At 65.3% G+C, this 23905-nt stretch carries 23 protein-coding genes and 1 tRNA gene; 20 read left to right on the top strand and 4 right to left on the bottom strand.

Translation table 11 applies throughout. The features are described from left to right. Positions 1-22: 22 nt before the first annotated feature. The 5 genes from K0S66_RS10760 to K0S66_RS10740 all read left to right on the top strand — a co-directional run bounded on the left by K0S66_RS10760 (position 23) and on the right by K0S66_RS10740 (position 6914). Complete coding sequence (locus K0S66_RS10760; protein ID WP_301075382.1) at positions 23-2299, top strand: FdhF/YdeP family oxidoreductase; 2277 nt, start codon at positions 23-25, stop codon at positions 2297-2299. A gap of 224 nt (positions 2300-2523) precedes the next feature. Further along, positions 2524-4947: a TonB-dependent receptor gene (locus K0S66_RS10755; protein ID WP_301075381.1), complete on the top strand. Its 2424-nt coding sequence runs from the start codon at positions 2524-2526 to the stop codon at positions 4945-4947. A gap of 140 nt (positions 4948-5087) precedes the next feature. After that, entirely contained in the window at positions 5088-5567 is a 480-nt protein-coding gene (gene rplM / locus K0S66_RS10750) for a 50S ribosomal protein L13 (protein WP_301075380.1), read from the top strand. Continuing rightward, positions 5567-6115: a 30S ribosomal protein S9 gene (gene rpsI / locus K0S66_RS10745; RefSeq protein WP_301075378.1), complete on the top strand. Its 549-nt coding sequence runs from the start codon at positions 5567-5569 to the stop codon at positions 6113-6115. The genes rplM and rpsI overlap by 1 nt, the downstream gene beginning before the upstream one ends. 172 nt (positions 6116-6287) lie before the next feature. After that, positions 6288-6914 (top strand): TIGR02281 family clan AA aspartic protease, encoded by a 627-nt coding sequence (locus tag K0S66_RS10740; protein WP_301075377.1) that lies wholly within the window; start codon positions 6288-6290, stop codon positions 6912-6914. Here K0S66_RS10740 and K0S66_RS10735 read toward each other — a convergent pair. Genes K0S66_RS10735 through modA form a run of 3 tightly spaced genes read right to left on the bottom strand, consistent with a single transcriptional unit; the run spans position 6904 to position 8937 of the window. After that, the gene (locus K0S66_RS10735) at positions 6904-7506 is read right to left on the bottom strand and encodes an ATP-binding cassette domain-containing protein (RefSeq protein ID WP_301075375.1); all 603 of its coding nucleotides are present in this window, start codon (positions 7504-7506) and stop codon (positions 6904-6906) included. The genes K0S66_RS10740 and K0S66_RS10735 overlap by 11 nt on opposite strands. Next, positions 7496-8182, bottom strand: a complete 687-nt coding sequence (gene modB / locus K0S66_RS10730) for a molybdate ABC transporter permease subunit (RefSeq protein WP_301075373.1) — start codon at positions 8180-8182, stop codon at positions 7496-7498. Before modB ends, K0S66_RS10735 begins: the two co-directional genes overlap by 11 nt. Beyond that, entirely contained in the window at positions 8179-8937 is a 759-nt protein-coding gene (gene modA / locus K0S66_RS10725) for a molybdate ABC transporter substrate-binding protein (protein WP_301075371.1), read from the bottom strand. Before modA ends, modB begins: the two co-directional genes overlap by 4 nt. Before the next feature lie 151 nt (positions 8938-9088). Here modA and K0S66_RS10720 point away from each other — a divergent pair, with 151 nt between their 5' ends. The 3 genes from K0S66_RS10720 to K0S66_RS10710 are packed head-to-tail and all read left to right on the top strand — an operon-like array spanning position 9089 to position 12027. Further along, on the top strand, positions 9089-10060 hold the full coding sequence (locus K0S66_RS10720; protein ID WP_301075370.1) for an acyl-CoA dehydrogenase family protein: 972 nt from the start codon (positions 9089-9091) through the stop codon (positions 10058-10060). Further along, entirely contained in the window at positions 10057-11208 is a 1152-nt protein-coding gene (locus K0S66_RS10715; RefSeq protein ID WP_301075369.1) for an acyl-CoA dehydrogenase family protein, read from the top strand. The genes K0S66_RS10720 and K0S66_RS10715 overlap by 4 nt, the downstream gene beginning before the upstream one ends. A gap of 21 nt (positions 11209-11229) precedes the next feature. After that, a complete protein-coding gene (locus K0S66_RS10710; RefSeq protein ID WP_301075368.1) occupies positions 11230-12027 on the top strand; it encodes a crotonase/enoyl-CoA hydratase family protein in 798 nt (265 codons plus the stop codon). A 10-nt stretch (positions 12028-12037) separates the two neighbouring features. On the opposite strand, the gene K0S66_RS10705 is transcribed toward K0S66_RS10710, so the two are convergent. Further along, on the bottom strand, positions 12038-12625 hold the full coding sequence (locus K0S66_RS10705) for a DUF924 family protein (RefSeq protein WP_301075367.1): 588 nt from the start codon (positions 12623-12625) through the stop codon (positions 12038-12040). On the opposite strand from K0S66_RS10705, the gene K0S66_RS10700 reads away from it, so the two are divergent. The 12 genes from K0S66_RS10700 to K0S66_RS10645 all read left to right on the top strand — a co-directional run bounded on the left by K0S66_RS10700 (position 12624) and on the right by K0S66_RS10645 (position 23848). Continuing rightward, complete coding sequence (locus tag K0S66_RS10700) at positions 12624-13799, top strand: MiaB/RimO family radical SAM methylthiotransferase (protein WP_301075366.1); 1176 nt, start codon at positions 12624-12626, stop codon at positions 13797-13799. The two genes, K0S66_RS10705 and K0S66_RS10700, sit on opposite strands and share 2 nt — an antisense overlap. Beyond that, the gene (gene ftsY / locus K0S66_RS10695) at positions 13796-14728 is read left to right on the top strand and encodes a signal recognition particle-docking protein FtsY (protein WP_301075365.1); all 933 of its coding nucleotides are present in this window, start codon (positions 13796-13798) and stop codon (positions 14726-14728) included. The genes K0S66_RS10700 and ftsY overlap by 4 nt, the downstream gene beginning before the upstream one ends. A 67-nt stretch (positions 14729-14795) precedes the next feature. Continuing rightward, positions 14796-15407, top strand: coding sequence for a septation protein A (locus tag K0S66_RS10690; protein WP_301075364.1), 612 nt, complete (start codon positions 14796-14798; stop codon positions 15405-15407). Positions 15408-15567: 160 nt separating this feature from the next. Further along, positions 15568-16881, top strand: coding sequence for a replication-associated recombination protein A (locus K0S66_RS10685; protein ID WP_301075363.1), 1314 nt, complete (start codon positions 15568-15570; stop codon positions 16879-16881). Positions 16882-17178: 297 nt separating this feature from the next. Next, complete coding sequence (locus K0S66_RS10680) at positions 17179-18411, top strand: serine hydrolase (RefSeq protein WP_301075362.1); 1233 nt, start codon at positions 17179-17181, stop codon at positions 18409-18411. Positions 18412-18442: 31 nt separating this feature from the next. After that, positions 18443-19291, top strand: coding sequence for a hypothetical protein (locus K0S66_RS10675; protein ID WP_301075402.1), 849 nt, complete (start codon positions 18443-18445; stop codon positions 19289-19291). A gap of 20 nt (positions 19292-19311) precedes the next feature. Next, a tRNA-Thr gene (locus K0S66_RS10670) sits at positions 19312-19387 on the top strand. A gap of 45 nt (positions 19388-19432) precedes the next feature. Beyond that, positions 19433-20131 (top strand): endonuclease/exonuclease/phosphatase family protein, encoded by a 699-nt coding sequence (locus tag K0S66_RS10665; protein WP_301075361.1) that lies wholly within the window; start codon positions 19433-19435, stop codon positions 20129-20131. Further along, complete coding sequence (locus K0S66_RS10660; RefSeq protein ID WP_301075360.1) at positions 20128-22413, top strand: patatin-like protein; 2286 nt, start codon at positions 20128-20130, stop codon at positions 22411-22413. The genes K0S66_RS10665 and K0S66_RS10660 overlap by 4 nt, the downstream gene beginning before the upstream one ends. 55 nt (positions 22414-22468) lie before the next feature. Then, entirely contained in the window at positions 22469-22807 is a 339-nt protein-coding gene (locus K0S66_RS10655) for a hypothetical protein (RefSeq protein WP_301075359.1), read from the top strand. A gap of 3 nt (positions 22808-22810) precedes the next feature. After that, positions 22811-23485, top strand: a complete 675-nt coding sequence (pyrF, locus tag K0S66_RS10650) for an orotidine-5'-phosphate decarboxylase (protein WP_301075358.1) — start codon at positions 22811-22813, stop codon at positions 23483-23485. A 126-nt stretch (positions 23486-23611) separates the two neighbouring features. Continuing rightward, positions 23612-23848, top strand: coding sequence for a glutathione-dependent formaldehyde-activating protein (locus tag K0S66_RS10645; RefSeq protein ID WP_366520814.1), 237 nt, complete (start codon positions 23612-23614; stop codon positions 23846-23848). Positions 23849-23905: the final 57 nt, after the last annotated feature.

Here is a 23905-nt window from a genome sequence, read left to right as displayed (position 1 = left end):
CTGGCGCGCGAAAGGACATTGTGTGGCTGACGAGAAGGATACGGTTCATTATTCCGGTGCCGCCGGTGGCTGGGGTTCGGTCCGCGGGATGACCGAGGTGCTCGCGCGGGAACGGCCCTCCCCAGCCGCGCTGGATACGCTGCGGCGTCAGAACAAGCCCGGCGGCTTCATGTGTGTGTCCTGCGCGTGGGGAAAGCCGAAGCATCCACATCCCTTCGAGTTCTGCGAAAATGGCGCAAAGGCCACGTTATGGGAAATGACGTCGCGCCGCTGCACGCCTGAATTCTTCGCGCAGCATAGTGTGACGGAGCTGCGTGGCTGGAAGGATTATGATCTGGAGCATCAGGGCCGCCTCACCCACCCGATGCGCTATGACCGGGCCAGCGACAAATACGTGCCCTGTTCCTGGGACGAGGCATTTTCCGCAATCTCGACAGAGTTGAACAGCCTGGATCCGAAAAGCACGGTATTCTACGCCTCGGGCCGCGCCAGCCTGGAGACGAGCTACCTCTACGCGCTGTTTGCGCGGATGTACGGGCATAACAACCTGCCCGACAGTTCCAACATGTGCCATGAAACGACCTCCGTCGCGCTCAAGAAGGCGATCGGGTCGCCGGTCGGCACCTGCGTTCTCGAGGACCTCGAGAAATGCGATGCGATCTTCTTCTTCGGGCACAACACCGGATCGAACGCACCGCGCCTGCTTCATCCGCTGCAAGAGGCGGTGCGTCGCGGCGTGAAGATCGTGACCTTCAACCCGATCCGCGAGACGGGATTGGAGCGGTTCAAGAACCCGCAGAGCCCGGTCGAGATGCTGACCGGCAAGCAGACCGACATTTCCTCGCAATACCTGCAAGTGAAGGCCGGCGGCGACATTGCGGCGATCATGGGCATGATCAAGCACGTCCTCGCCACCGAGGAACGTCGCTGGCGCGAGGAGCAGCGCCATGTGCTCGACGTCGACTTCCTCGAACAGCACACGCAAGGCTTCGAAGAGGTGAAGGCGCACGCCAACAACCTGTCGTGGGCCGACATCGAACGAGAAAGCGGACTGTCGCGCGCCAATCTTGAGGCCGCAGCGGATGTCTATATCGCCGCCGAGCGGACGATCTTCATGTACGGCATGGGCCTGACCCAGCATGTCCATGGGTCGGACAATCTGACGACGCTCGTCAATCTGGCGCTGCTGAAGGGAAGCGTGGGGCGCGAAGGATCGGGCATCGCGCCGATCCGCGGGCACAGCAACGTGCAGGGCCAGCGCACCGTCGGCATCTCGGAAAAGCCCGAACTCGTCCCGCTAGATCGCCTCGCAGAACAATTTGGCTTCGACCCTCCTCGCGAAAAGGGGCTGACCACCGTCGATGCGTGCGAGAAGATCATCTCGGGCGAAGTGAAGGCGTTCATCGGGCTGGGCGGCAATTTCGTTCGCGCCATTCCCGAACAGGGAAAGATGGAGGAGGCGTGGCAATCGATGCGTCTTACCGTCCAGATCGCCACGAAGCTGAACCGCAGCCACCTGATCAATGGCGAGATCGCCTACCTCCTGCCGTGCCTCGGCCGGTCGGAAAAGGACATGCAGGTAACCGGCGCGCAGACCGTGACGATGGAGGATTCGCTGTCGTGCATCCACGGCTCGCTGGGCAACGGAACTCCCGCGAGCGAACATCTGAAATCCGAGGTGGCGATCGTCTGCGGTTTGGCCAAGGCGACGCTGCCGCCGAACCCCAAGGCGCGATGGGACGATTGGACCGCCGACTATGGCCTGATCCGCGACCTCATCGAACAGACCTATCCGGAAATGTTCGCCAACTTCAACGCGCGGGTCTTTACGCCGGGCGGCTTCTACAAGGGCAATGCCGCGCGCGAGAGGATCTGGAAGACGGAGAGCGGCAAGGCGGAGTTCACCGTGCCGGTATCGTTGTCGGCGCTCGGCCTCGGCGACAAGGTCGGCCGTTGGCGGCTGATGACGCTACGCTCGAACGACCAGTTCAACACCACCATCTACGGCTATTCCGACCGGCTGCGCGGCATAGAAGGTACGCGCGACGTGGTGCTGATGAACCCGGACGACATTGCGGCTGCCGGCCTGGCCGAAGGACAGGTGGTGAGCCTGGCCAGCGACGCGGATGACGGCCAGCATCGTCAGGTGGATGGCCTGACGGTGACCCCCTATCTCCTGCCCCGCGGCTGCATCGGCGCCTACTATCCGGAGGCCAACCCGCTGGTGCCGCTCTGGTACCATGATGAAGCGTCGAAGACGCCTGCTTCGAAAGGCGTGCCGGTCCGCATCGTGACCTGACCAACCCCTCCTATCGTCATCAGCTGAGCGCCGCTAAGGCGGCTCGGCTGTCGGCGTGCATCTGCACGCCCAGGCACCGGAACGACTGTCGGCGGCGCGATCTGCGATCGGGAGCGATCATCGCACCGGTACAATTTGCGACGATTCTGCACGGTCGTTGCGACACTTCCCCCACACCCATGCCGTAGGGCGTGATCATCCTACGTCTGTTCCGGAGTTTGTCCTTGTCGATCCTCCTCCTGCCCGTCGCTTCACTTGCCGCAATCCCGACGACGCCAACGCCAGCCCCTGCCGCCATCCAAGCCGCCGAGCCGCAGACGGCCGAGGAGGCCGAAGCCGAGCTCGAGCTTGAGGACGACATCGTCGTGACGGGCAGCCGGCAGCCGCGCGGGTCGGTGATTGGCGATATCAAGCCGGAGGTGGTGCTGAGCGGTCGCGATATCCGTGCCTACGGTGCCAGCACGATCGGTGAACTGCTGGAGGAACTCGCACCGCTGACCGGCAGCATTCAGGGGCGTGGCGGCGGGGCACCGGTCGTCCTGCTCGGTGGCCGCCGGATCAGCGGCTTTCGAGAGATCCGCGGGCTTCCGCCCGAGGCGATCCAGCGCGTCGACATCCTGCCGGAGGAGGTTGCACTCAAATACGGCTATCGCGCCGACCAAAAGGTGGTGAACATCGTCCTGCGCCGGCGCTTCAACGCCATCACGGCGGAGGCGGAGACGAACCTGGCGACCGACGGCGGGCGTCAGGTGCATGAAGCAACGCTCAACTATCTGCGCCTGGGCAATGGCAGCCGCTTCAGCGTCGACGGGGAATATACCCACAGCAACCCGCTGTTCGAAACCCAGCGCGACCTGGCCGAGGCCGATCCGAACCGTACGTTGCTGGCCGCCAGCGATGCCGCGAAGCTGAACGCGACCTACAATCGCACGATCCTGGGCAATGTCTCGGCCACCATCAGCGGTGAGCTAGAGGGCGCGGATACGCGCGCGGGCCTTGGATCGTCGGCAGACGGCCAACGTCTGCTGCGCGAGGGCCGTACCCGCACCGGTGTGCTCAACTACGCGTTGAATGGCGATGCCGATCAATGGCGCTGGTCGCTGAACGGCGGCTACACGCGCGACTGGTCCACCACCCTCACCGATCGCGACGCTGGCGGCGGCATCCGGCGCGACCGCGCCGAGTCAGTCGCGCAGACGATCGAGACAGAAGGGACGCTCAGCGGCAGCCTGTTCGATCTTCCTGCCGGCGCGGTGACGACGACGCTCAAGGCGGGCTTCACGCTCCGCGACATCAGCGGTGAATCGCGCCGAGCAGGGCTCATCACCTCTACCGACCTGTCACGCGATCAGGGCTCCGGGCAGGCCAACATCGACATCCCCATCTTCCGCGATGGAGCGCTCGGTGCGCTATCGGCAACGGTCAACGGCGGGGTCGACCAGCTGTCGGACTATGGCACGCTGGGTGCCGTCGGATATGGGTTCAACTGGCGCCCTGTGGAGGCTGTTCGACTGATCGGCTCGGTTGCGCATGAACAGGGTGCGCCGACTATCCAGCAGCTCGGCAACCCATTGATCGTGACGCCCAATGTCCGCGTCTTCGATCTGGTGACCGGTCAGACGGTCGATGCGACCACGATCACTGGCGGCAATCCGAACCTGTCCGCCGATCAGCGCCGCGTGGTGAAACTCGGCCTGACGGTGAAGCCGATCAGCGGTACCAATCTGACGCTGCTCGCCAATTACACTGACAGCCGGATCGACAATCCGATCGCCAGCTTCCCGACGGCCACGCCAGAGATCGAGGCCGCCTTCCCTAACCGCTTCGACCGCGATGCCGCCGGCACCCTCATCAGCATCGACACGCGGCCGGTGAACTTCGATCGTAGCCACAGCCGGCAGATTCGTTGGGGCTTCAACTGGAGTGAGACGTTGGAGGCGCCGCCACCAACCGGCCCGGATGGTCAACCGCTCTCCGCCGAACAGATCGCAGAGCGCCGCGCCGCTTTCCGCGAGCGTGGGCGCTCCGGCGCGGGCGGAACCGCACCGGGCGAGGCAAGCCAGACGGGCGTTCGCACACCTGGGGAGCGCGGCCCGGGCGGATTCGGTGGACGCGCCGGCGGCATGGGCCGCGGTGGCTTTGGCGGCGCACGGCAGGGCCGCGTCCAGCTGAGCGTGTTCCACACCTGGCGGCTGGAGGATACGATCCTGATCCGGCCCGGTGTGCCCGAGCTAGATCTGCTGAATGGATCGGCGATAAGCGCACGAGGTGGCCAGCCACGCCATGAGGTCGAGTTCAACGCAGGCTATAATCGTCATGGCGTCGGCGTACGGCTGAATGGAACATGGCAGGCCGGCACGACATTGCTCGCCAATCCCAATGGCGCGCCCTCGCCCGAGGATCTCAGCTTCGGCTCGCTGTTCACCGCCAATCTGCGCGTCTTCGCCGATCTTGGCCAACAGCGGTCGCTGGTGCAGAACGCGCCCTTCTTTCGTGGCTCACGCGTGACGCTCTCCGTGAATAACCTGTTCAATCAGCGGCTGGACGTGCGCGATGCTGCCGGGGCGGTCCCGATCGGGTATCAGCCGGCGCTGCTAGACCCGCTCGGACGGTCGGTCAGGCTCAGCTTCCGCAAGCTGTTCTTCTAGGCCGAACACTGACGGGTATCATGTTACCCGTCAGGAAAGCCGCTGAATCGTTGACTTTCAGCAGGCCTTTCTTCAATGCCGCTCCATCACGCCGCCCTCGCAAGGGGTGGCGTCTCTGTTTCTTACAAAGGTCTAAGCCCATGAAGGCGCTGATGAAGACCACCAAGGCGGCCAAGCCCGCAGAGGTGGAAAAGAAGTGGCACATCGTCGATGCCACCGATCTCGTGGTCGGTCGTGCAGCGGTGGTGATCGCCAACGTCCTACGCGGCAAGCACAAGACGTCGTTCACCCCGCACGTCGATTGCGGTGACAATGTCATCGTGATCAACGCCGACAAGGTGCGTTTCACCGGCAACAAGCTGGCTGCCAAGGTCTATTACAAGCACACCGGTTATGCCGGCGGCATCAAGGGCGTCACTGCCGCCAAGGTGCTCGAAGGCCGCTTCCCGGAGCGTGTCCTCGAAAAGGCTGTTGAGCGCATGATCCCGCGTGGCCCGCTCGGCCGTCAGCAGATGCGCAACCTGCGCATCTTCAAGGGCGCTGAGCACCCGCACGAAGCGCAGAACCCCGAGGTCCTCGACATCGCCGGCATGAGCCGCAAGAACAAGGTGGGCGCATAATGTCCGACAATCGCCAGTCTCTCGCTGATCTCGGTGCCGCGCTCAACGAGCAGCGCGAAACCGCCGTCGCCGCTTCGGAAGAGAAGGCCGAGGCCTATCTCGAAGGCAAGATCGATGAGCCGTCGCAGCGCGCCCCGCTGCGGGCGCAGGAGCTCGACAAGTACGGTCGCGCCTATGCCACCGGTCGTCGTAAGGACGCGGTTGCTCGCGTTTGGCTGAAGCCGGGCTCGGGCAAGATCACCGTCAACGGCCGTGACCAAGAAGTGTATTTCGCACGTCCGACGCTGCGTCTCGTCATCAACCAGGTGTTCGGTATCACCGAGCGCGAGGGCCAGTATGACGTGATCTGCACCGTCAAGGGTGGCGGTTTGTCGGGTCAGGCCGGCGCGGTGAAGCACGGCATCAGCCAGGCGATCACCAAGTACGAGCCGATCCTGCGTGCGCCGGTAAAGGCAGCGGGCTTCCTGACGCGCGACAGCCGTACCGTCGAGCGTAAGAAGTACGGCCGCGCCAAGGCACGCCGCAGCTTCCAGTTCTCGAAGCGCTAAGGTTTCTGGCAGCGGGTCGGCTTACCGGTCCGTTGCTGGCTACTGGCAAGACAAAAGGGGCAGCTCCGAAGGGAGCGGCCCCTTTTTGCTGTCTGCATGCCTGACGGCGCGCCTTAGAAAAATCCGTTGCCCGCCACATCGCAGCGACGCCCTGCCGTCCTATATGGAGAAAATGGACGCACTGGCCGATCTGGCACCTCACTATCCGCTGATCCTTGCCCTGTTCGCGTTGGTTGTGGTGGCAGGCTTTCTCCGCCGCATCCCCGTGTTGGGACGCCTCATCAGTATCGCGATGTGGGTGGCGCTCATCGGCGCACTGGTCTTTGTATTGGGTGAGCGCGAACGCTTCGATCCCTATCTCGGTCGCGTCACCGAGGCGCTGAACCTCTCGGGCCAGCAGGTCGAGGGTGCCGAGACGCGCATCCGCATGAGCCCCGACGGGCACTTCTGGGCCAATGCTACGTTCGGCGGGGTGAAGCGGCGCATGCTGATCGATAGCGGCGCGACTGTCACCGCGTTGTCGCTCGACACCGCCAAGGCGGCCGGCCTGGACGTGCGCGACGCGGTGTTCCCGATGCTGTTGCGGACGGCGAACGGCACGATCCGCGCGCAGACCGCAACCATCGACGAACTGGCGCTGGGTAACATCGTTGCGCGTGACGTGCCTGTGGTCGTCTCCCCCGCGTTCGGCGACACCGACGTGCTGGGGATGAACTTCCTGTCGCGGCTGAAATCGTGGCGGGTCGAGGGGCGGACGCTGGTGCTCGTGCCCAATCACCCGCAAGCGGTCACATCCTGACGATATGCTGACCGAGCCGCTCGGCCTCCTCCGGGTCGTGCGTAACGATCAGCATCGGCAGGCGCATGTCGTCACGCAGCCGTTCAATCTCCTGCATCGCTTCCTCACGGCGGGTGCGGTCAAGCGAGGCAAGCGGCTCGTCCAGCAGCAGGAACGCGGGATCGCTCAGCAACGCGCGGCCGATCGCGACCCGCCGCGCCTCACCGCCCGACAGGCTGCGCGGCCAACGATCCAGCAGTGGCGCGATCTCCAGCGTCGCCGCGATCCGCGCCACGGCCGAAGCATCTGCGGCGCCATATAGCAGGTTCTTGCGCACGGAGAGGTGCGGGAACAGGCGGGGTTCCTGAAACACCACCCCCGCCCGGCGGTGCTGCGGCGGCAGATCGACCGCCGCGGCCTCGTCATACAGCGTGCGCCCGGCGATTCGAATATGGCCACAGCTTGGCCGCAGCAGCCCGGCAATCATCATCAGCACGCTGGTCTTGCCTGCGCCTGAGTGACCGACCAGCACGGTGCTTCGCGCCTCCGAGCGAAACGCCGTGCCGATCACCCGTTCACCGCGCCGGACGGTCAGGTCGATGTCAAAGGACATTCAGCCGCCGTCCCTGTTGCCGCGCAATCATCTCCGACACGATCAGCGCGATCAGGCTTAGCGCGACAGAGATCCCTGCCAACCGCCACACGACCGCCTCGCTGCCCGGCTGCTGAAGCGCCGCATAGATCGCCAGCGGCAAGGTCTGCGTCTCCCCTGGAACGTTGGACACGAAGGTGATCGTCGCGCCAAACTCGCCCAGCGACCGCGCAAAGCCCAGCACAACGCCCGCGATCACGCCCGGCGACGCCAGCGGCAGGGTGATGGTAGCGAACGCGCGCCATCGCCCTGCCCCCAGCGTTCGCGCTGCCTGCTCCAGCCGCTGATCAACGGACTCGATCGACAGCCGCATCGCGCGCACCATCAACGGCAGCGCCATGATGCCGGCGGCGATCGCGGCCCCGGTCCAGCGGAACATCACGCTGATCCCGAACCACCGCTCCAGCGGCGCTCCTAGCGGCCCCTCGGGCGCAAACGCCAGCAGCAGCATCCACCCGGTCACCACCGGCGGCACCACCAGCGGCAGATGGATGATCCCGTCGAGGATGACTTTGCCGGGAAACTCCGCCCGCGCCAGGATCCACGCCAGTCCAAACGCGACCGGCAGCATGCCCAATGTCGCCACCCCGCCAACCAGCAGCGACAGCCGAACGATTGTTGCGATCTCTTCCGTCATCGCGGGGCAAACCCATGGCGCGCCATTATGGCCTTGCCGGCGGGGGACAGCAGGAATTGGCGGAAGCCTTCGGCACCGGGGTGCCGCGCACTGCTCAGCCGTGCGATGGGATAAGTGATCGCCGGGTGGCTCGCCGCCGGGAACCGGCCCACGATGCGCAGCCGCGGCGCAATGCGCGCATCGGTGGCATAGACGACGCCGTAGGGCGCGGCACCACGCTCCACCAGCGATAGCGCCGCCCGGACGCTATCGGCGCGCACCACGCGCGGCGCGACCAGCGACCATGCACCCAGCCGCTCCAGCGCGGCCTTCCCATAACGTCCGGCCGGCACAGCCATGGGGTCGCCCATCGCGAGCGGGCCTGCGGCCAGCATCTGGCCGAGCGCTAGACCACCGCGCCCGCCGAGTTCCTGCCCCCTGCCCCGCGCGGCCACCACGACCAACTGGTTGCCGGCTAGCACCGCGCGTGTGCTCGGCACGATCCGCCGCCGCTCCGCGAGCCAGTTCATCCATCGCTCATCGGCGGAAATGAAGAGGTCGGCGGGTGCACCGGCGCCGATCTGCCGCGCCAGCGCGGACGATGCGGCAAAGGAAAGGACGGGCCGCTCATGCCCTTGCCGCGCCCAGCTATCGGCCGCCTCGCCGAGTGCCTCCTGCATGCTCGCTGCCGCCAGCACCAGCGGTCCGCGGCCCTGCGCCGCCGCTGGCGCGCCCAGCAGCGTCAAAAGCATCAACAGCAGTGACCACAGGCGCATCACATTCCCCTCGGCCGCGCGCTCTTACCACGGACTATCGTGCCGACCAGCAGGACTGTCAGGTGGACAAGCGACCGCCGCTTGCCCTAGCGACGAATGGATAACGGAGAGGAACGGCCATGCACATGCAGGACCGCCGGGAGCGACGGGCGTGAGCGACATCGGGACGATGCTCGCGGATACCGCGGAGCGCCTGTTTACGACCCATGCCGAGGCGATCGAACAAGCAGCGGCGCAGGGTGTCTGGGCAACTGAGGCTTGGAACGCCATCGAAGAAAGCGGCCTGCCGCTCGCCCTCGTGCCAGAGCAACATGGCGGCTTCGGCATCCCTCCCGCAGAGGCATTGGCGCTCATCCGGCAAGCGGGGACCCACGCGCTCGCGCTGCCGCTCGCCGAGACGATGATCGCCAACGCGGCCCTCGCCGCTGCCGGTCTGCCACTCGCCGAGGGGCCAGCTGGCTTGGCCCCGGAGCCGCAGAAACCAGTGCCGTGGGGTCGCTTCGCCCAGACGGTGGTCGCGTTCAGCGACGGGCAGCTCCATCGATATACTTCGCCGACGGTCGTGCAGCAGGGTCAGAATCTGGCGAGCGCCCCGCGCGACCTGCTCGATCTCGCCGGCGGAGAGACTGCGCCCTTCCCTGGCGCATCGCTGCTCGAGTGGGCGGCGCTCGCCCGCGCGCTGCAGATGGCCGGTGCCCTCGAGCATGTCCTGCAACTCACCGTCGATCACGTGTCGACGCGCGTTCAGTTCGGTCGGCCGCTCGCCAAGTTCCAGGCGATCCAGCAGGAACTCGCTAAGCTGGCCGGTGAGGTCGCCGCGGCGTCCGCAGCCGCGGATCAGGCGGCAGATGCATTTGCCGAAAACACGGACCTCGGCTTCGCGGTCGCAGTCGCAGTCGCACGCGCCCGTATCGGAGAGGCTGCGAGCAAGGCGAGCGCCATCGCCCATCAGCTGCACGGCGCGATCGGCTTCACCCGCGAACATGTTCTGCACCGCTACACCACGGCGCTTTGGTCGTGGCGCGACGAATATGGAACGCAGCGCGCCTGGACGCTCGCGTTGGGCAAGCGCGCGTTGGCGGCGGGACGGGAGGGATATTGGCCGATGGTGGTGGCAGCATGACAACGCTTCGCTTCCCCGCGCCGCTTCGGCACGACGCCGCCGAGGGGCTCCGCCAAGAGGTGCGGGCGTTTCTCGCCACAGAACTGGCCACGCGCTCCCCGCTGTCGCGTGCCGACAGCTGGAACGGCTTCGATCGCGATTTCAGCCGCAAACTGGGTCAGCGTGGATGGCTCGGCATGACATGGCCGAAGCGTTACGGCGGACATGAACGTAGCGTCTTTGAACGCTATGTCGTGGTGGAGGAAACACTGGCGGCGGGCGCGCCGGTAGCCGCGCATTGGATCGCCGATCGCCAGAGCGGCCCCAGCCTCCTGAAATACGGCACCGAAGAACAGAAGCAGTCGATCCTGCCGGGCATCGCCGCTGGCGAGACGGTGTTCTGCATCGGCATGAGCGAACCCGATTCGGGCTCTGACCTCGCCGCGACGCGCACCCGCGCGGTTCCCGCGGAGGGGGGCTGGCGAGTCACCGGAACGAAGCTTTGGACCACCGGCGCGCACGACGCCGATTACATGATCCTGTTCTGCCGGACGAGCGGCACGCCGGCGGATCGCCAGGCGGGTACCAGCCAGTTGCTCGTCGACCTGCGTACTACCGAGGGAATCACTATCCGCCCGATCATCGATCTGGCCGGGCAGCATCATTTCAATGAGGTGCATTTCGAGGACGCCTTCCTCCCCGCCTCCGCGCTGATCGGGACCGAAGGGGCGGGCTGGGAGCAGGTGATGAGCGAGCTTGCGTTTGAACGCAGCGGGCCGGAGCGATTCTTGTCGTCGATGCAGTTGCTCATAGAGCTTGTCGGCGTGCTTCAACATGCTCCAAGCGAAGCAGCGCAACTGGCGCTCGGGCGACTGACCGCGCATCTGATTACGCTTCGCCGGCTGTCGCGCGGTGTGGCCGTGATGCTCGATGCAGGCGATAATCCTGGTACGCACGCCGCCATTGTCAAGGATCTGGGTGCAACGTTCGAGCAGGATCTGCCCGACATCGCCCGTAGCCTCGTCGATGCCGAGCCGGACGCCGCCTCCACTTCAGACTTCATCGCGGTTCTCGCGCATATTACGATGAACTCGCCCAGCTTTTCATTGCGAGGCGGCACGCGTGAGATCCTGCGCGGCATCATCGCCCGCGGACTTGGCGTACGCTGAGACCCACTTTCGGAGACCAAGATGACCGTCGTTACCACCGAAGTTCGCGGCCCGATCGCGATCCTGCGTCTCAACCGTCCGGACGCTATGAACGCGCTTGGGGCTGACGGTGATGGCGAGGCTGTCCGCGCTGCCTGCGATGCGCTGAACGCCGATCTTTCGATCCGCTGTGTGATCCTGACCGGCGAGGGTCGCGCCTTCTCTGCGGGTGGCGACATCAAGAAGATGGCGGATCCGGAGGGCCCGTTCTCGGGCGGCGGACTGCCGATCCGCAGCCACTATCAGCGTAACATCCACCGTATCGCCCGCGCGCTGTTCTCGCTCGATATGCCGGTGATCGCAGCCGTCAACGGCGCCGCCATCGGGCTGGGCTGCGATGTGGCCTGCATGGCGGACATCCGGATTGCGTCCGACAAGGCGAAGTTCGGCGTAACCTTTCTGAAGCTGGGTCTCGTACCCGGCGATGGCGGCTCGTGGCTGCTGCCCCGGGCCATCGGGATGAGCCGTGCCGCAGAACTGTTCTTCACCGGCGATGTTATCGACGCGCCGACAGCGGCCGAATGGGGCCTCGTCAGCCGCGTCGTGCCGCACGACACGTTGATGGATGAGGCACTAGCACTGGCAAACCGCATTGCTGCCCTGCCGCCCCACTCGCTTCGCCTCACCAAGTCGCTGCTGCGCCAGGGGCAGACCAGCAGCTACGATCAGGCACTCGATTCGGCGTCGACTGCCCAAGCGGTAAGTCATGCCACCGACGATCACCGCGAAGGCGTCGCCGCGCTCTTGGAAAAGCGCGACCCCGTCTTTCAGGGGCGCTAAACCAAGACGTTCAGTCCTTCGGCGGCCCCGTGCCGTCGTCGGGCATGGCCAGATACGCCCGCTCCTCGGTCGTGCTCTCTCGCGCCAAGGCTGAATTGCGGGTAGGAAACCGGCCAAACCGCTCCACCAGGTCGCGATGCCCGATCGCGAACGGCACATTCGGGCCGCCCAGTTCTGTGAACTTCTCCACCGACAGTCGCTGCAGGAGAAGGTCCTCAGCATGCATCAGCGGCATGTAGAGGAACGCCCGCTCCTCCTCGACGTATCGGCCCTCCCACCCATTGGCGATCGCCAGCAGCGTCAACTCCACCGCCAGGTCATCGGCCTCGTAAGCGCGTGGCGAATCGCGGTAGATGTTGCGGGAAAACTGATCGAGCAGGATAATTGCCGCCAGCAGTTCGTCAGGGCCGCCACGCCAGCCGGCCGCGCCGCTGGCGAACACGGTGTCGCGCAGCGCGCCGAACCGCCTCGTGATCTCGCGGTCGACTTCCGGATCGCGCTTGAACTGCCGCTCCATCGACAGCGCGAACCAGAAGTCGAGTATCGCACGCGCCTCATCGTGGACTAACGATGAATGTATCCCTAGATCGCCAGCCATGCTCGCCTCCCGTTCGCCCGACGTGATTACCCTGGGCTGTCGATTGAACCTTGCCGAAAGCGAAACGATCCGTTCGCTCGCTGGCGCACGGGATATGGTGGTGATCAATGGCTGTGGCGTGACAAATGAGGCTGTCCGCCAGACGCGGGTTGCTGTGCGTCGCGCGCGCCGGGATCGTCCGGGAGCGGAGATCGTCGTGACCGGCTGCGCGTCCGAGATGGATCGCGCCGCCTTCGCGGCCATGCCGGAAGTCGACCGCATCGTTCCCAATGCGGCGAAGCTACTGCCGGCCACTTGGGGTGGCTTCCCCAATCACCGTCCCGCTCGCCGCCACGCCCGCGCCTTCGTCGGCGTGCAGAACGGATGCGATCACTCCTGCACCTTTTGCGCTATCCCGCTCGGCCGAGGCCCCAGCCGCTCCGACCCGATCGGCCAAGTTGTTGCGCGTATCGCCGAGCTTGTTGAGGACGGCGCACAGGAGGTCGTGCTGACCGGTGTCGACCTCACCAGCTACGCCGACGGCCTGGGCGCGCTGGTGGAAACGATTCTGACGGACGTACCCCGTCTGCCCCGACTACGACTCTCCTCGCTCGATACGATCGAGATTGATGATCGTCTCTTTGAACTGGTGACGAGCGAACCGCGGGTGATGCCGCACCTTCATCTGTCGCTACAATCGGGCGACGACCTGATCCTGAAGCGGATGAAGCGCCGCCACTCCCGCCGCGAGGCGGTGGCGATGGTCGAGCGCCTGAAAGCCAGACGCGAAATTGTCATCGGCGCCGACTTGATCGCCGGTTTCCCGACTGAGACGGACGAGGCCGCGGCCAACACCCTTGAGATTCTGGCCGATTGCGACATCGTTCACGCCCATATCTTCCCGTTTTCGCCGCGAGATCGCACTCCTGCGGCCAAGATGCCGCAGGTTCCACCGGGCGTTATCCGTGAACGTGCGGCCCGTTTGCGTGAAGCAGCGGCGCGCCGCCGCGCGGCATGGCTGCCCACGCTGGTCGGCAGCGATCAGCCGATCGTGATCGAAAAGCCCGGCGACCGCGGCCACACTCCCGGCTTTGCCGAGGTTCGCCTGCCCCAACCGATGTCGACCATCGGTGATATCGCCACAGTGCGGATCACTGCTGCCGCCGACGATCATCTCATCGGAATTCCTGCATGACCGACAACCGATCCTGGCACGACAAGCTTCTCGGCGGCTTTCGGCGAACTTCTGACAGGCTGGTCGGCAATCTCGCCGGTCTGGGTACTGCACGCCTCGATGATGAAACGCTGGACGAGATCGAAGAGGCGCTGATCGCTTCCGACCTCGGCCCGGAGACGGCCGCGCGCATTCGCACGCGCCTGGCCGAGGGCAGCTTCGAGCGGAATATGGAAGAACTCGGCATCCGCCTGGTCGTGGCGGAGGAAGTCGAAAAGGTCTTAGCAAAGGTAGCCAAGCCGCTGGAGATCGATGCCTTTCCGCGTCCGCAAGTGGTGCTGGTAATTGGCGTCAATGGATCCGGCAAGACGACCACGATCGCCAAGCTCGCGCATCTGTTCATGGAGCAGGATTACGGCGTGATGCTCGCCGCGGGGGACACCTTCCGTGCAGCGGCAATCGGTCAGCTGGCGACCTGGGCGGAGCGGGTCGGCGTACCGATCGTCACGGGGCCCGAGGGTGGAGATGCCGCCGGCGTTGTGTGGGACGCCGTGAAGAAGGCGACCGAGACCGGGATCGACGTGCTGATCGTGGATACAGCCGGCCGACTTCAGAACAAGCGTGAGCTGATGGATGAGCTCGCCAAGATTCGCCGCGTTCTTGGCCGCATCAATCCCGCATCCCCGCATGACGTCGTGCTGGTACTGGACGCGACGACCGGCCAGAACGCCCTGAGCCAGATCGAGGTGTTCAAGGAGGTCGCGGGCGTCACCGGACTGGTGATGACCAAGCTGGACGGCACGGCGCGGGGCGGCGTGCTGGTGGCAGCGGCCGAACGCTACGGCCTTCCCATCCATGCGATCGGGATCGGCGAGTCGATGAACGATCTGCGCCCGTTCGATGCGCATGAGGTCAGCCGGATCATCGCCGGCGTGGATCGAGCGCGCTGATCATCCGTTCGCATCGAACCAAATCTTGGGTCATGGCCGCTGTGCTGGCCTGACAACGGAGTAACTGGTGAGTAACAGTACCAAGAGCGCGTCGGGCCTCCGACTGGCCCTCGATTACGGCCCTTTGATCGTCTTCTTTGCGGTCAATTTCCTCGCACCGGGGCCTGCCATCGCGCGCATCCTCGCCGCGACCGCCGCTTTCATGATCGCAATGGCCGTGGCGCTGGGCATCTCATGGTGGAAGACCCGCCATATTCCGCCGATGCTTCTGATCTCCGGTGCGCTGGTGATCGTCTTCGGCGGACTGACGATCTGGTTCCAGGACGAACGCTTCATCAAGATGAAGCCAACGTTCGTTTATACGATCTTCGCAGCCGTTCTCGGCTTCGGTCTCGCCACTGGCCGGCCCTTGCTGCAGCTCCTGCTGGAGAGCGCCTATCCTGGGCTCACAGCTGATGGCTGGCGCAAGCTGACCCGCAATTGGGTGTTCTTCTTCCTCTTCATGGCCGTTCTGAACGAAGCGGTCTGGCGCTCAACCACCACGGATTTCTGGGTGGGGTTCAAGCTGTGGGGCGCCATCCCGCTCACCATGATCTTCGCCATTGCGAATGTTCCGATGCTGATGCGGCACGGCTTGCAGGCCGGCGACGTTCCCAACACCATCCCGCCGCAGGAATGACGCAGGCCGGGTGACAGAGAGGCACCCGGCACGGCGAGCATGTTGGGAAGCGGGCCGCTCACGCCTATCTTGTCTCTATGCCCGCACCTCCCGCGCCCCTCGACCGCCTCTGCATACCAACTGTGATCGCCCGATCTGTGCTTCGTATGGCGGTTCGCTCGTGACCGACTCGCTCTTCCAGACGGCCGTTCGCAAACCTCTCGCAGAGGAGCTTCGCCCCGCGCAATTGGCCGATGTCATAGGTCAGGATCATCTGCTCGCGCCGGCCGCTCCCTTGGGGCGCATGGTACAGGCGCGGCGATTGTCATCCTTCGTGCTGTGGGGGCCACCCGGAGTCGGCAAGACGACGATCGCTCGCCTGATCGCCCGCGAAACCGGCTATGAGTTCATTCAGTTGTCGGCCGTGTCGACCGGGATCGTCGATCTGCGAAAGGCGATCGCTGCCGCTTCCGATTTGCGCAAGATCAGCGGGCGGTCGACCGCGGTCTTCATCGACGAGCTCCACCGTTTCTCGCGCCCTGTGCAGGATGCGATGCTGCCCGCGATCGAAGACGGCACCTTCACCCTGATTGGCGCAACGACCGAAAATCCAAGCTTCAGCCTGGTGTCGGCGCTGCTCTCACGTGCGAAGGTGCTGACGCTCAACCGGCTCGATGCCGCAGCCCTCACCCAGGTGTTGGACCGGGCAGAACGCCTGATCGGGCGATCGCTGCCGCTGGACGACGACGCTCGCGGCGTGCTGGTCGATATGGCGGACGGTGATGCCCGTTACATGCTCGGTATTTGCGAAGATCTCCTCACGTTGGATGAGAAGGATCGGCTCGATGGCGCTGCGCTAGCCAGCTTCGCGCTGCGCCGCGCGCCGCTCTATGACAAGGGACAGGAAGAGCATTACAATCTTCTCAGCTGCTTCCACAAAAGTCTGCGCGGCAGCGATGCGGATGCGGCGCTCTACTGGGCAGCGCGCATGACTAATGGCGGTGAGGATGCGGCCGTTCTGTTCCGCCGTCTGGCGTGCGCCGCGTCAGAGGATGTCGGCATGGCCGATCCGCAGGCGCTTGTTCAGGTACTGACGGCCTGGCAGGCATTTGAGCGGATCGGCTGGCCGGAGGGCCGCCTGTTCCTGGCGCAGGCAATCAACTATGTCGCCACCGCGCCTAAATCGAACGCCTCCTATCTCGCCTTCGGGAGGGCCACGGACCTTGCCCGGCGCACCGGTTCGCTGCCCCCGCCCAAGCATATTCTGAACGCGCCTACCGCCTTGATGAAGGAACATGGCTATGGCGCGGGCTATCGCTACGATCACGACATGCCGGACGCCTTCTCGGGGCAGGAATTCTTCCCCGATGAGATTGCGGCCGCGGGGCGGGAGCCGCTGTACCGACCCAATGAACGCGGGTTCGAGCGTGATGTGAAGAAGCGCCTCGCCTTTTGGCAGGCGCGCCGATCACGGGGAGAGACAGACGATCATTGATGCGCTTAAGGGCAAGCCTTGAGCAGGTGGAGGAAGTCGGACGTGCGCATCAGGGGTTGCTTCGCATCTATCATTGAACGGAATGGGCGCCCGGCCGGGAGCACGCTGGCGTACGCAGGCGCCGCTCGAACCCGCACCAACAGGTCGACCCACAAGCTCCTCACTCCGCTTGCCGCTGCGGCTGCTTTTGCTGGAGCTCCATTCCCAGCCAACGCCCAAGTCATTGGGGCGCAAACGTCGACTGCCTATCAGGAGGCGATTGCGGCTGGGTACAAGGCGCTCGCGCTTTGCGAGGGGGTGATTGCCGCCGGTCGGACAGAGGCGCAAGTTGAGGCGCTCGAGCTTCGCGGCATCTATCCCGAATATCAGCCGTTGCTGCCACGGCTTCCCGCCACAATTGATCGTACCAACCGCAGCGTTCAGGTCAGTTTCGCGAGTGACCTTCCACCGCGCCGCGCTGATTGGTCGCCGCGCACTGGCTGTGTTGTCCAGCCGATCGGCCGTGCCGTGGCGCCATGGCCGGCGTCCGCGCCACGGGCTGCGCTCCCGCTACCGGGCGATGCACGGCCGTGGCCGTTGGGCGATGCGGGTATTGCGCCCCGTCCGCGGCCTGCGCTGGCGCAGACGGTCGCCCGCGCGTTCGATCGCGCAACCTACAAGGGCGAGACGGTCGGCGTCGTCGTGATGCGTGACGGTCGAATCGTGGCAGAACGCTACGCTGACGGCTTCGGCCCGTTCACCGCCAACCGCACTTGGTCGGTCGCGAAGAGCATTGGCGGAACCTTGGTCGGTATCGCCGTGCGTGATCTGAAGATCGATCCGCGCAAGGCCGCTTCGATCCCGGAATGGGGCCACCCCGCCGACCCGCGCCGCCAGATCACGATGGATCACCTTCTGCGCATGGCATCGGGGCTGCATTCCGATCATTATGGCAATCGCACCGACGCGATCTACTTCGGCGGCACGACCGTGACCGAACAGGCGACCGGATGGCCGCTGGAGGTCAGGCCCGGCACGCGGTTCCGCTATGCCAACAACGACATCATGCTGGCGGCACGCGCAGTTCGCGCCGCAATGAACAACGACGCCCGTTACGCCGCGTGGCCCTCACAGTTGTTCACCCCGCTCGGCATGCAGCACACCACCGCGGGCACCGATTGGCAGGGCAATCTGATCCTCTCCAGCCAGGTGTATACCACCGCCCGCGATCTCGCGCGGCTGGGACAATTCTGGCTCCAGGACGGCGTGTGGCAGGGGAAGCGCCTGCTGCCCGAAGGCTGGATGCGCTACATGACCACGCCTAGCGGCCCGCAGCCCGCCGATGGCCCCGGCTATGGAGCCACCATGTGGCTGTTCGGCGCGGCGCAGGGTTTGCCCGCCGGCAGCTATTCGGCGCAAGGCAACCGCGGGCAATATGTGATGGTGGTCCCGTCCGAACGACTGGTGATCGTCCGGCGCGGCGAGGATCCCGCCAATACCCGCTTCGACATCGCCCGTTTCACCGCGGATGTGATTCGGGATGTGAAGTGACATCGGCGCCGGCGGTGTCAGGGGATCGGCGCTGACCCATTTTCAACAGTTCGCCGCGATCGACTGGTCGGGGGCGAAAGGATCGCGCCACAAGGGAATAGCGGTCGCGCTATGCCACGCCGGTGACGAGGCGCCTCGCTTGGTCGCGCCGCCGCAGCGGTGGTGGTCGCGTGCCGACGTTTGCGCATGGCTGCTCGATCAAGCGACTATGCCGTTGCTAGTCGGCATCGATTGCAGCTTTTCGGCGCCCTTCATTGCCCGCGGCGCGCATCTGCCCGGGGAGACGCAGACCGCAACCGCGCGCGAACTGTGGGCCTATGTTGACCACCATAGCGCGGACGAGGATCTCGGCGCGGCTTCCTTCCTGGAGGCTCGCCGCGGCCGCCATTTTTATCTCGGCGCGGCAGACGGGACGAAGAGCGACTTCCTGCACTGGCGCACCTGCGAAATGGCGGGTGACCGCTCGACCAAGCCCACCACTGTTTATGATGCCATCGGCGCTGCTCAGGTGGCGAAGGCCAGCTTCGCCGGCATGCGGATGCTGCACCACCTCAACGGCCGCCTGCCGATCTGGCCGTTCGACCCTCGCCCGACCAGCGGCGCCCTGTTGGTCGAGATCTATACGGCCATTGCGGCGCGGGCTGCCGGGATGCCGCGCGGCCGCAGCAAGCTGCGCGACGCGTCGGCTCTCGACCATGCGCTCGAGCGGCTCGGCACTCGCCCGCACGCACCGCTGGTGCAGTATGACGACCATTCGACAGACGCGATCCTGGCTGCGGCGTGGCTGCGTGCGAGCGCCGATCGGTCGGACCTGTGGCAGCCGAGTGGCCTCAACGCGCAGGTTCAGCAAACCGAAGGCTGGACCTTCGGCGTGACCTGACGCATGGAGCATGCCCATACGCCGGTTTAGCTCAGCTGGTAGAGCAGCGGTTTTGTAAACCGAAGGTCGCGGGTTCGATTCCTGCAACCGGCACCATTCTTCCACGCAACCTCACCAGTGGAGGGGCGTTCCACCAACGCAATGATCCGCATCGCCAGCTACAACATGCGCAAAGCGATCGGCACCGACCGTCGCCGCAGTCCCGAACGCGTGCTGGAGGTCCTGCGCGAGCTGGACGCGGATGTCGTCGCCCTTCAGGAAGCCGATCGACGCTTCGGCGCCCGCGTCGCGGTTATCACCCCCCATCTGCTGGACGAGCATAGCGACTGGAAAGCGGTGGATTTCGGCGTTCGCGCGGGATCGATGGGCTGGCACGGAAACGCCTTTCTGATCCGCAAATCGTCCCAGGTAGTTGATTGCGAGGTTATCCACCTTCCGGCACTCGAGCCACGCGGCGCCGTCGCGACGGAGGTGCGGCTTGCCGATGGCGGTGTCTGGCGCTTTGTCGGCATGCACCTCGATCTATCAGGGCTGTGGCGCCGGAAACAGGCGGCGGCGATCCTCAGTCATGTCGCATCCAGCTCGGCTCAGCTACCCACCGTGATGATGGGCGATCTCAACGAATGGACCCGGGCGGGGGGATGTCTGCGCGATTTCGGCCGTGACTTCGCCTTTGCCGAAACAGGCCCCAGCTATCACGCCACGCGTCCGATCGGCCGGCTGGACCGGATCATGGTGTCCAGCGATGTGAAGGTCATCGATTGCGGCGTTCACACCAGCGCCGCTGCACGCAAGGCGAGCGACCATCTGCCGATCTGGGCCGACGTCGAAGCCACATGATCCGTGATTCGGAACTGCGGCTGGCCCTGGTTTGCTACGGCGGCATCAGCCTCGCCGTGTACATGCACGGCATCACCAAGGAGATCTGGCACGTCGCGCGCGCCAGCCGCGCCAGCCAATCGGGTGAAACGCTCGATGCCTCGGCGGGCGTCTATCAAGAGCTGATCACGGAGATTGCCCGCTCCACCGGCATCCGCCTTCGCGTCCTGCCCGACATTATCGCGGGGGCCAGCGCAGGCGGCATCAACGGCATCTTCCTGGGTCAGGCGCTCAGCGCCGGCCAATCGCTCGATCCCCTCACTGATCTGTGGCTCGACAATGCCGATGTGGAAGCGCTGATCGCCCCAGCCGCCGCGCCCCCCTCCCGCTTTTCCAAGGCGTGGGCGCTGCCGCTTGCCTGGATGGCGGCCGGCCGAGGCGTTGACCGGCTCGATGAGCTGGACGAGCACACCCGGGAGGAGGTGCGCACGAAGCTGTCGCACTTTGTCCGTTCGCGATGGTTTGAGCCGCCGTTCGACGGCCCGGGTTTCACCGGCATGTTGCTTGACGCGTTTGCCGCGATGGAGGCGGGACCGCGCGGCCCCCGGCTCCTGCCGGAAGGCCAGCCGCTCGACCTGTTCGTCACCGTGACCGATTTCAACGGTCACCCGGAGCGGCTTCAGCTGCACTCCCCGCCAGAGGTGGTGGAGACCGAACACCGCGTGGTGCTGGCGTTCAGCGACCACGGCCACGCCGTGGAAACGCTCGCTGCCGCACCCGAACTGGCCTTCGCCGCTCGCGCGACCTCCAGTTTCCCCGGCGCCTTTCCGGCATTCACCGTAAGCGAGCTGGATCAGGTTTTGACCGCGCGCGAGGACCGGTGGCCCGGCCGCCACGCGTTTCTCGCCCGCGCGCTGCCGCGCCAGGCCGCCGCCAACGCGCTAGACACGGCAGTGCTGATCGATGGCTCTGTGCTAGCGAACGCGCCCTTCCGCCCAGCGATTGACGCGCTCAACGCGCGCCCGGCCCGGCGCGAAGTTGATCGGCGCTTCGTGTACATCGACCCCTCGCCTGGCATGAAATTCCGGCTGACCGGGCCAGCGGAGGGCCCGCCGGGGTTCTTCCAGACGATCCTGGGCGCGATCAGCGAGCTGCCACGCAAGCAGCCGATCCGCGACAATCTGGAGGCGCTGGCCGCACGCTCGCGGCGGATCGCGCGGATGCGTACCATTACCGAAGCGGTCCGGCCGGAAATCGAATCGGCGGTCGAGGCGCTGTTCGGCCGCACCTTCTTCCTTGATCGCCCAACCGCGGCCCGTCTCGTAGTGTGGCGGCGACGCGCGCAAATCGCCGCTGCCGAGCGCGCCGGCTTCAGCTACGCTGGCTATGCGCACCTCAAGATCGCTGGCGTGATCGAAACGATGACCGCGCTGCTCTACGCTGCCGGCGATGAACCGGGTCCGCACCGTTGGCAGCGCATCCGCAGCCGGATCGAGGCAGCGCTCCATGCCCGCGGCTATGACGAGGTCTCGCCTTCGGATGTCTCCAGCGCCGCGTCGATCGACTTCCTTCGGACGTTCGACATCGGGTTTCGCATCCGACGCCTCCGGCTACTCGCCAGGCGGCTGGTGGAATTGGAGGGCGAACATGAGGAGGCTGTGCTCGCTCCGGTGCGCACCGCCATCTACGATTCGCTTGGTTCCTACCTCCACAGCAAGGCGCCTGAAGCGCATCGCGCGCTACGTGGCGCCGTGCGTAGCCTGCGGGGCGACGCAGCGCCGTTGCTCGACGATCTTGCCGCTTCCCTCGATCTGACGCGACTTGACCGTGAAACCGACGAGCGGGTTGCCGAGGCGCTTGCCACGCTTCCGCGACAGGTCCGACGCACGCTGCTTCTGCACTACCTTGGCTTTCCGTACGTAGACTTAGCGACGCTCCCGCTGCTTCAGGGCGAGGGGCTGGACGAATTTGATCCTGTGAAGGTCGATCGTATCTCGCCAGATGATTGCACATCGATCCGGCCGGGCGGGGCTGAAGCGACGCTGAAGGGTATTCAGTTCAGCAACTTCGGCGCCTTCTTCAGCCGCAGCTATCGCGAAAATGACTATCTTTGGGGCCGGCTCCACGGGGCTGAGCGCATGATCGACATTATCGTCTCCGCGCTTCCGGCCACGGCCCGGTTGGGGCCGGGAAAGGTGGGCGCAGCGAAGCGCGCCGCCTTCCTCGCGATCCTTGATGAAGAGGAACCGCGCCTTGCCACCGCTGGCGACCTGATCGCCAACTTGCGCCGCGAGATCGGCTGAGGCTGGCCAAAACGGCGCCGGCGTAATAGCGTCGCGCCATGCCGGAGCCTTGTACATGCAGTTCCTGAAAATCCTGTTCTGGGCGCTCGTCGCCTTCGCCGCTGCGGTGTTCACGTTCGGCAATTGGAAATGGGTGTCGATCGCGCTGTTCGGCAACCTGATGGCCGAAGTGAATCTGCCGGTGCTGCTGCTGGTGACGTTTCTCGCCGGCTTCCTGCCGACGTTCCTGTACCAGCGTGCGCTGCGCTGGCGCCTGCGCCAGCGGTTGTCCGCGGCTGAGCGGACCATTGCCGATCTGCGCGCACTGCCGCTGACCGAAACGCCGGCCCCGGTGCCCGTCGTCGCTGCTCCGGCGCCGCCTTCTCCCACAGACTTTCCGCCTGAGGCGATCTGACCCATGTCCAACCGGATTTTCGTTGCGCTCGATACGCCTGACTTGGAGCGCTCAAAGGCGATCGCGGGGCGCGTTCGCCATCATGTCGGGGGGATCAAGCTGGGACTGGAATTCTTCGCGGGCAATGGTCGCCACGGCGTGCGCGAGATGGCCGATCTTGGCCTACCGATCTTCCTTGATCTGAAGCTTCACGACATTCCGAACACTGTCGCCAAGGCGATCCAGGCGCTTCGCGCGCTGGAGCCGGCGATCATCACGGTGCATGCGGCCGGCGGCCAGGCAATGCTCGAAGACGCCAAGGCGGCCGCCCCTACTGGTACAAAGGTTGTTGCCGTCACCATGCTGACCAGCCTTGATCAGCGCGATCTTGCCGCAACGGGTATCGGCGGATCGGCCCATGATCAGGTTCTCCGTCTCACCGAACTGGCAATGCGGTCGGGAGTCGATGGCATCGTCTGTTCAGGCGAAGAGGTGAAAGCCGCGCATCAGCTCTGGCCCGCGGGCTTCTTCGTGGTTCCCGGGGTGCGCCCAGCAAACGCAGTGGTCGGCGATCAGAAGCGGGTGGTCACCCCGCGACAGGCGCTGGACGACGGCGCCTCCATTCTCGTCGTGGGCCGCCCTATTACCCAGGCCGACGATCCTGACGACGCAGCGCGCTCGATCAGCGCCACGCTATAGGAGGTTCTTGCCATGGCTTTCGAGGGTAGCTGTCACTGCGGCGCGGTGACGTTCCGCGTTGATGCCGATCCTCCGGTTGGCGCCATGAGCTGCAACTGCTCGCATTGCCGCCGCAAGGGTTTCCTGTTGGCCTTCCTGCCGGCGGAAACCTTCATCTTGCTGACTGGCGCGGATCGCTTGACCTCCTATTTGTTCAACAAGCACGTGATCCGGCACCAATTCTGCTCGATCTGCGGCTGCGAAACGCATGCCGAGGGCGTGGTGCCGGGCGGCGTGAGAACGACCGCGGTAAACCTGCGCTGTGTGCCGTCGATCGATCTCGACGCGCTTGCCATCGAAAAGGTTGACGGCGCGAGGTTCTGACTGGGTCGTTTTGGATCATGGCCCGCGTATCCGCCGCTGTTGATCGCGCTTTTTCGC

It is taken from the genome of Sphingomonas sp. (assembly GCF_029239295.1).
Lineage (GTDB): Bacteria > Pseudomonadota > Alphaproteobacteria > Sphingomonadales > Sphingomonadaceae > Sphingomonas.
The sequence above is the reverse complement of the archived record's forward strand: the minus strand, read 5'-3'. Positions and strand labels throughout refer to the sequence as shown.

Coding starts and splice junctions, on each gene's coding strand:
- rplM (WP_301075380.1), top strand. CDS start 5,088: ATGAAGGCGCTGATGAAGACCACCAAGGCGGCCAAGCCCGCAGAGGTG.
- rpsI (WP_301075378.1), top strand. CDS start 5,567: ATGTCCGACAATCGCCAGTCTCTCGCTGATCTCGGTGCCGCGCTCAAC.
- K0S66_RS10740 (WP_301075377.1), top strand. CDS start 6,288: ATGGACGCACTGGCCGATCTGGCACCTCACTATCCGCTGATCCTTGCC.
- K0S66_RS10735 (WP_301075375.1), bottom strand. CDS start 7,506: ATGTCCTTTGACATCGACCTGACCGTCCGGCGCGGTGAACGGGTGATC.
- modB (WP_301075373.1), bottom strand. CDS start 8,182: ATGACGGAAGAGATCGCAACAATCGTTCGGCTGTCGCTGCTGGTTGGC.
- modA (WP_301075371.1), bottom strand. CDS start 8,937: ATGCGCCTGTGGTCACTGCTGTTGATGCTTTTGACGCTGCTGGGCGCG.
- K0S66_RS10715 (WP_301075369.1), top strand. CDS start 10,057: ATGACAACGCTTCGCTTCCCCGCGCCGCTTCGGCACGACGCCGCCGAG.
- K0S66_RS10710 (WP_301075368.1), top strand. CDS start 11,230: ATGACCGTCGTTACCACCGAAGTTCGCGGCCCGATCGCGATCCTGCGT.
- K0S66_RS10700 (WP_301075366.1), top strand. CDS start 12,624: ATGCTCGCCTCCCGTTCGCCCGACGTGATTACCCTGGGCTGTCGATTG.
- K0S66_RS10705 (WP_301075367.1), bottom strand. CDS start 12,625: ATGGCTGGCGATCTAGGGATACATTCATCGTTAGTCCACGATGAGGCG.
- ftsY (WP_301075365.1), top strand. CDS start 13,796: ATGACCGACAACCGATCCTGGCACGACAAGCTTCTCGGCGGCTTTCGG.
- K0S66_RS10665 (WP_301075361.1), top strand. CDS start 19,433: ATGATCCGCATCGCCAGCTACAACATGCGCAAAGCGATCGGCACCGAC.
- K0S66_RS10660 (WP_301075360.1), top strand. CDS start 20,128: ATGATCCGTGATTCGGAACTGCGGCTGGCCCTGGTTTGCTACGGCGGC.
- K0S66_RS10655 (WP_301075359.1), top strand. CDS start 22,469: ATGCAGTTCCTGAAAATCCTGTTCTGGGCGCTCGTCGCCTTCGCCGCT.
- pyrF (WP_301075358.1), top strand. CDS start 22,811: ATGTCCAACCGGATTTTCGTTGCGCTCGATACGCCTGACTTGGAGCGC.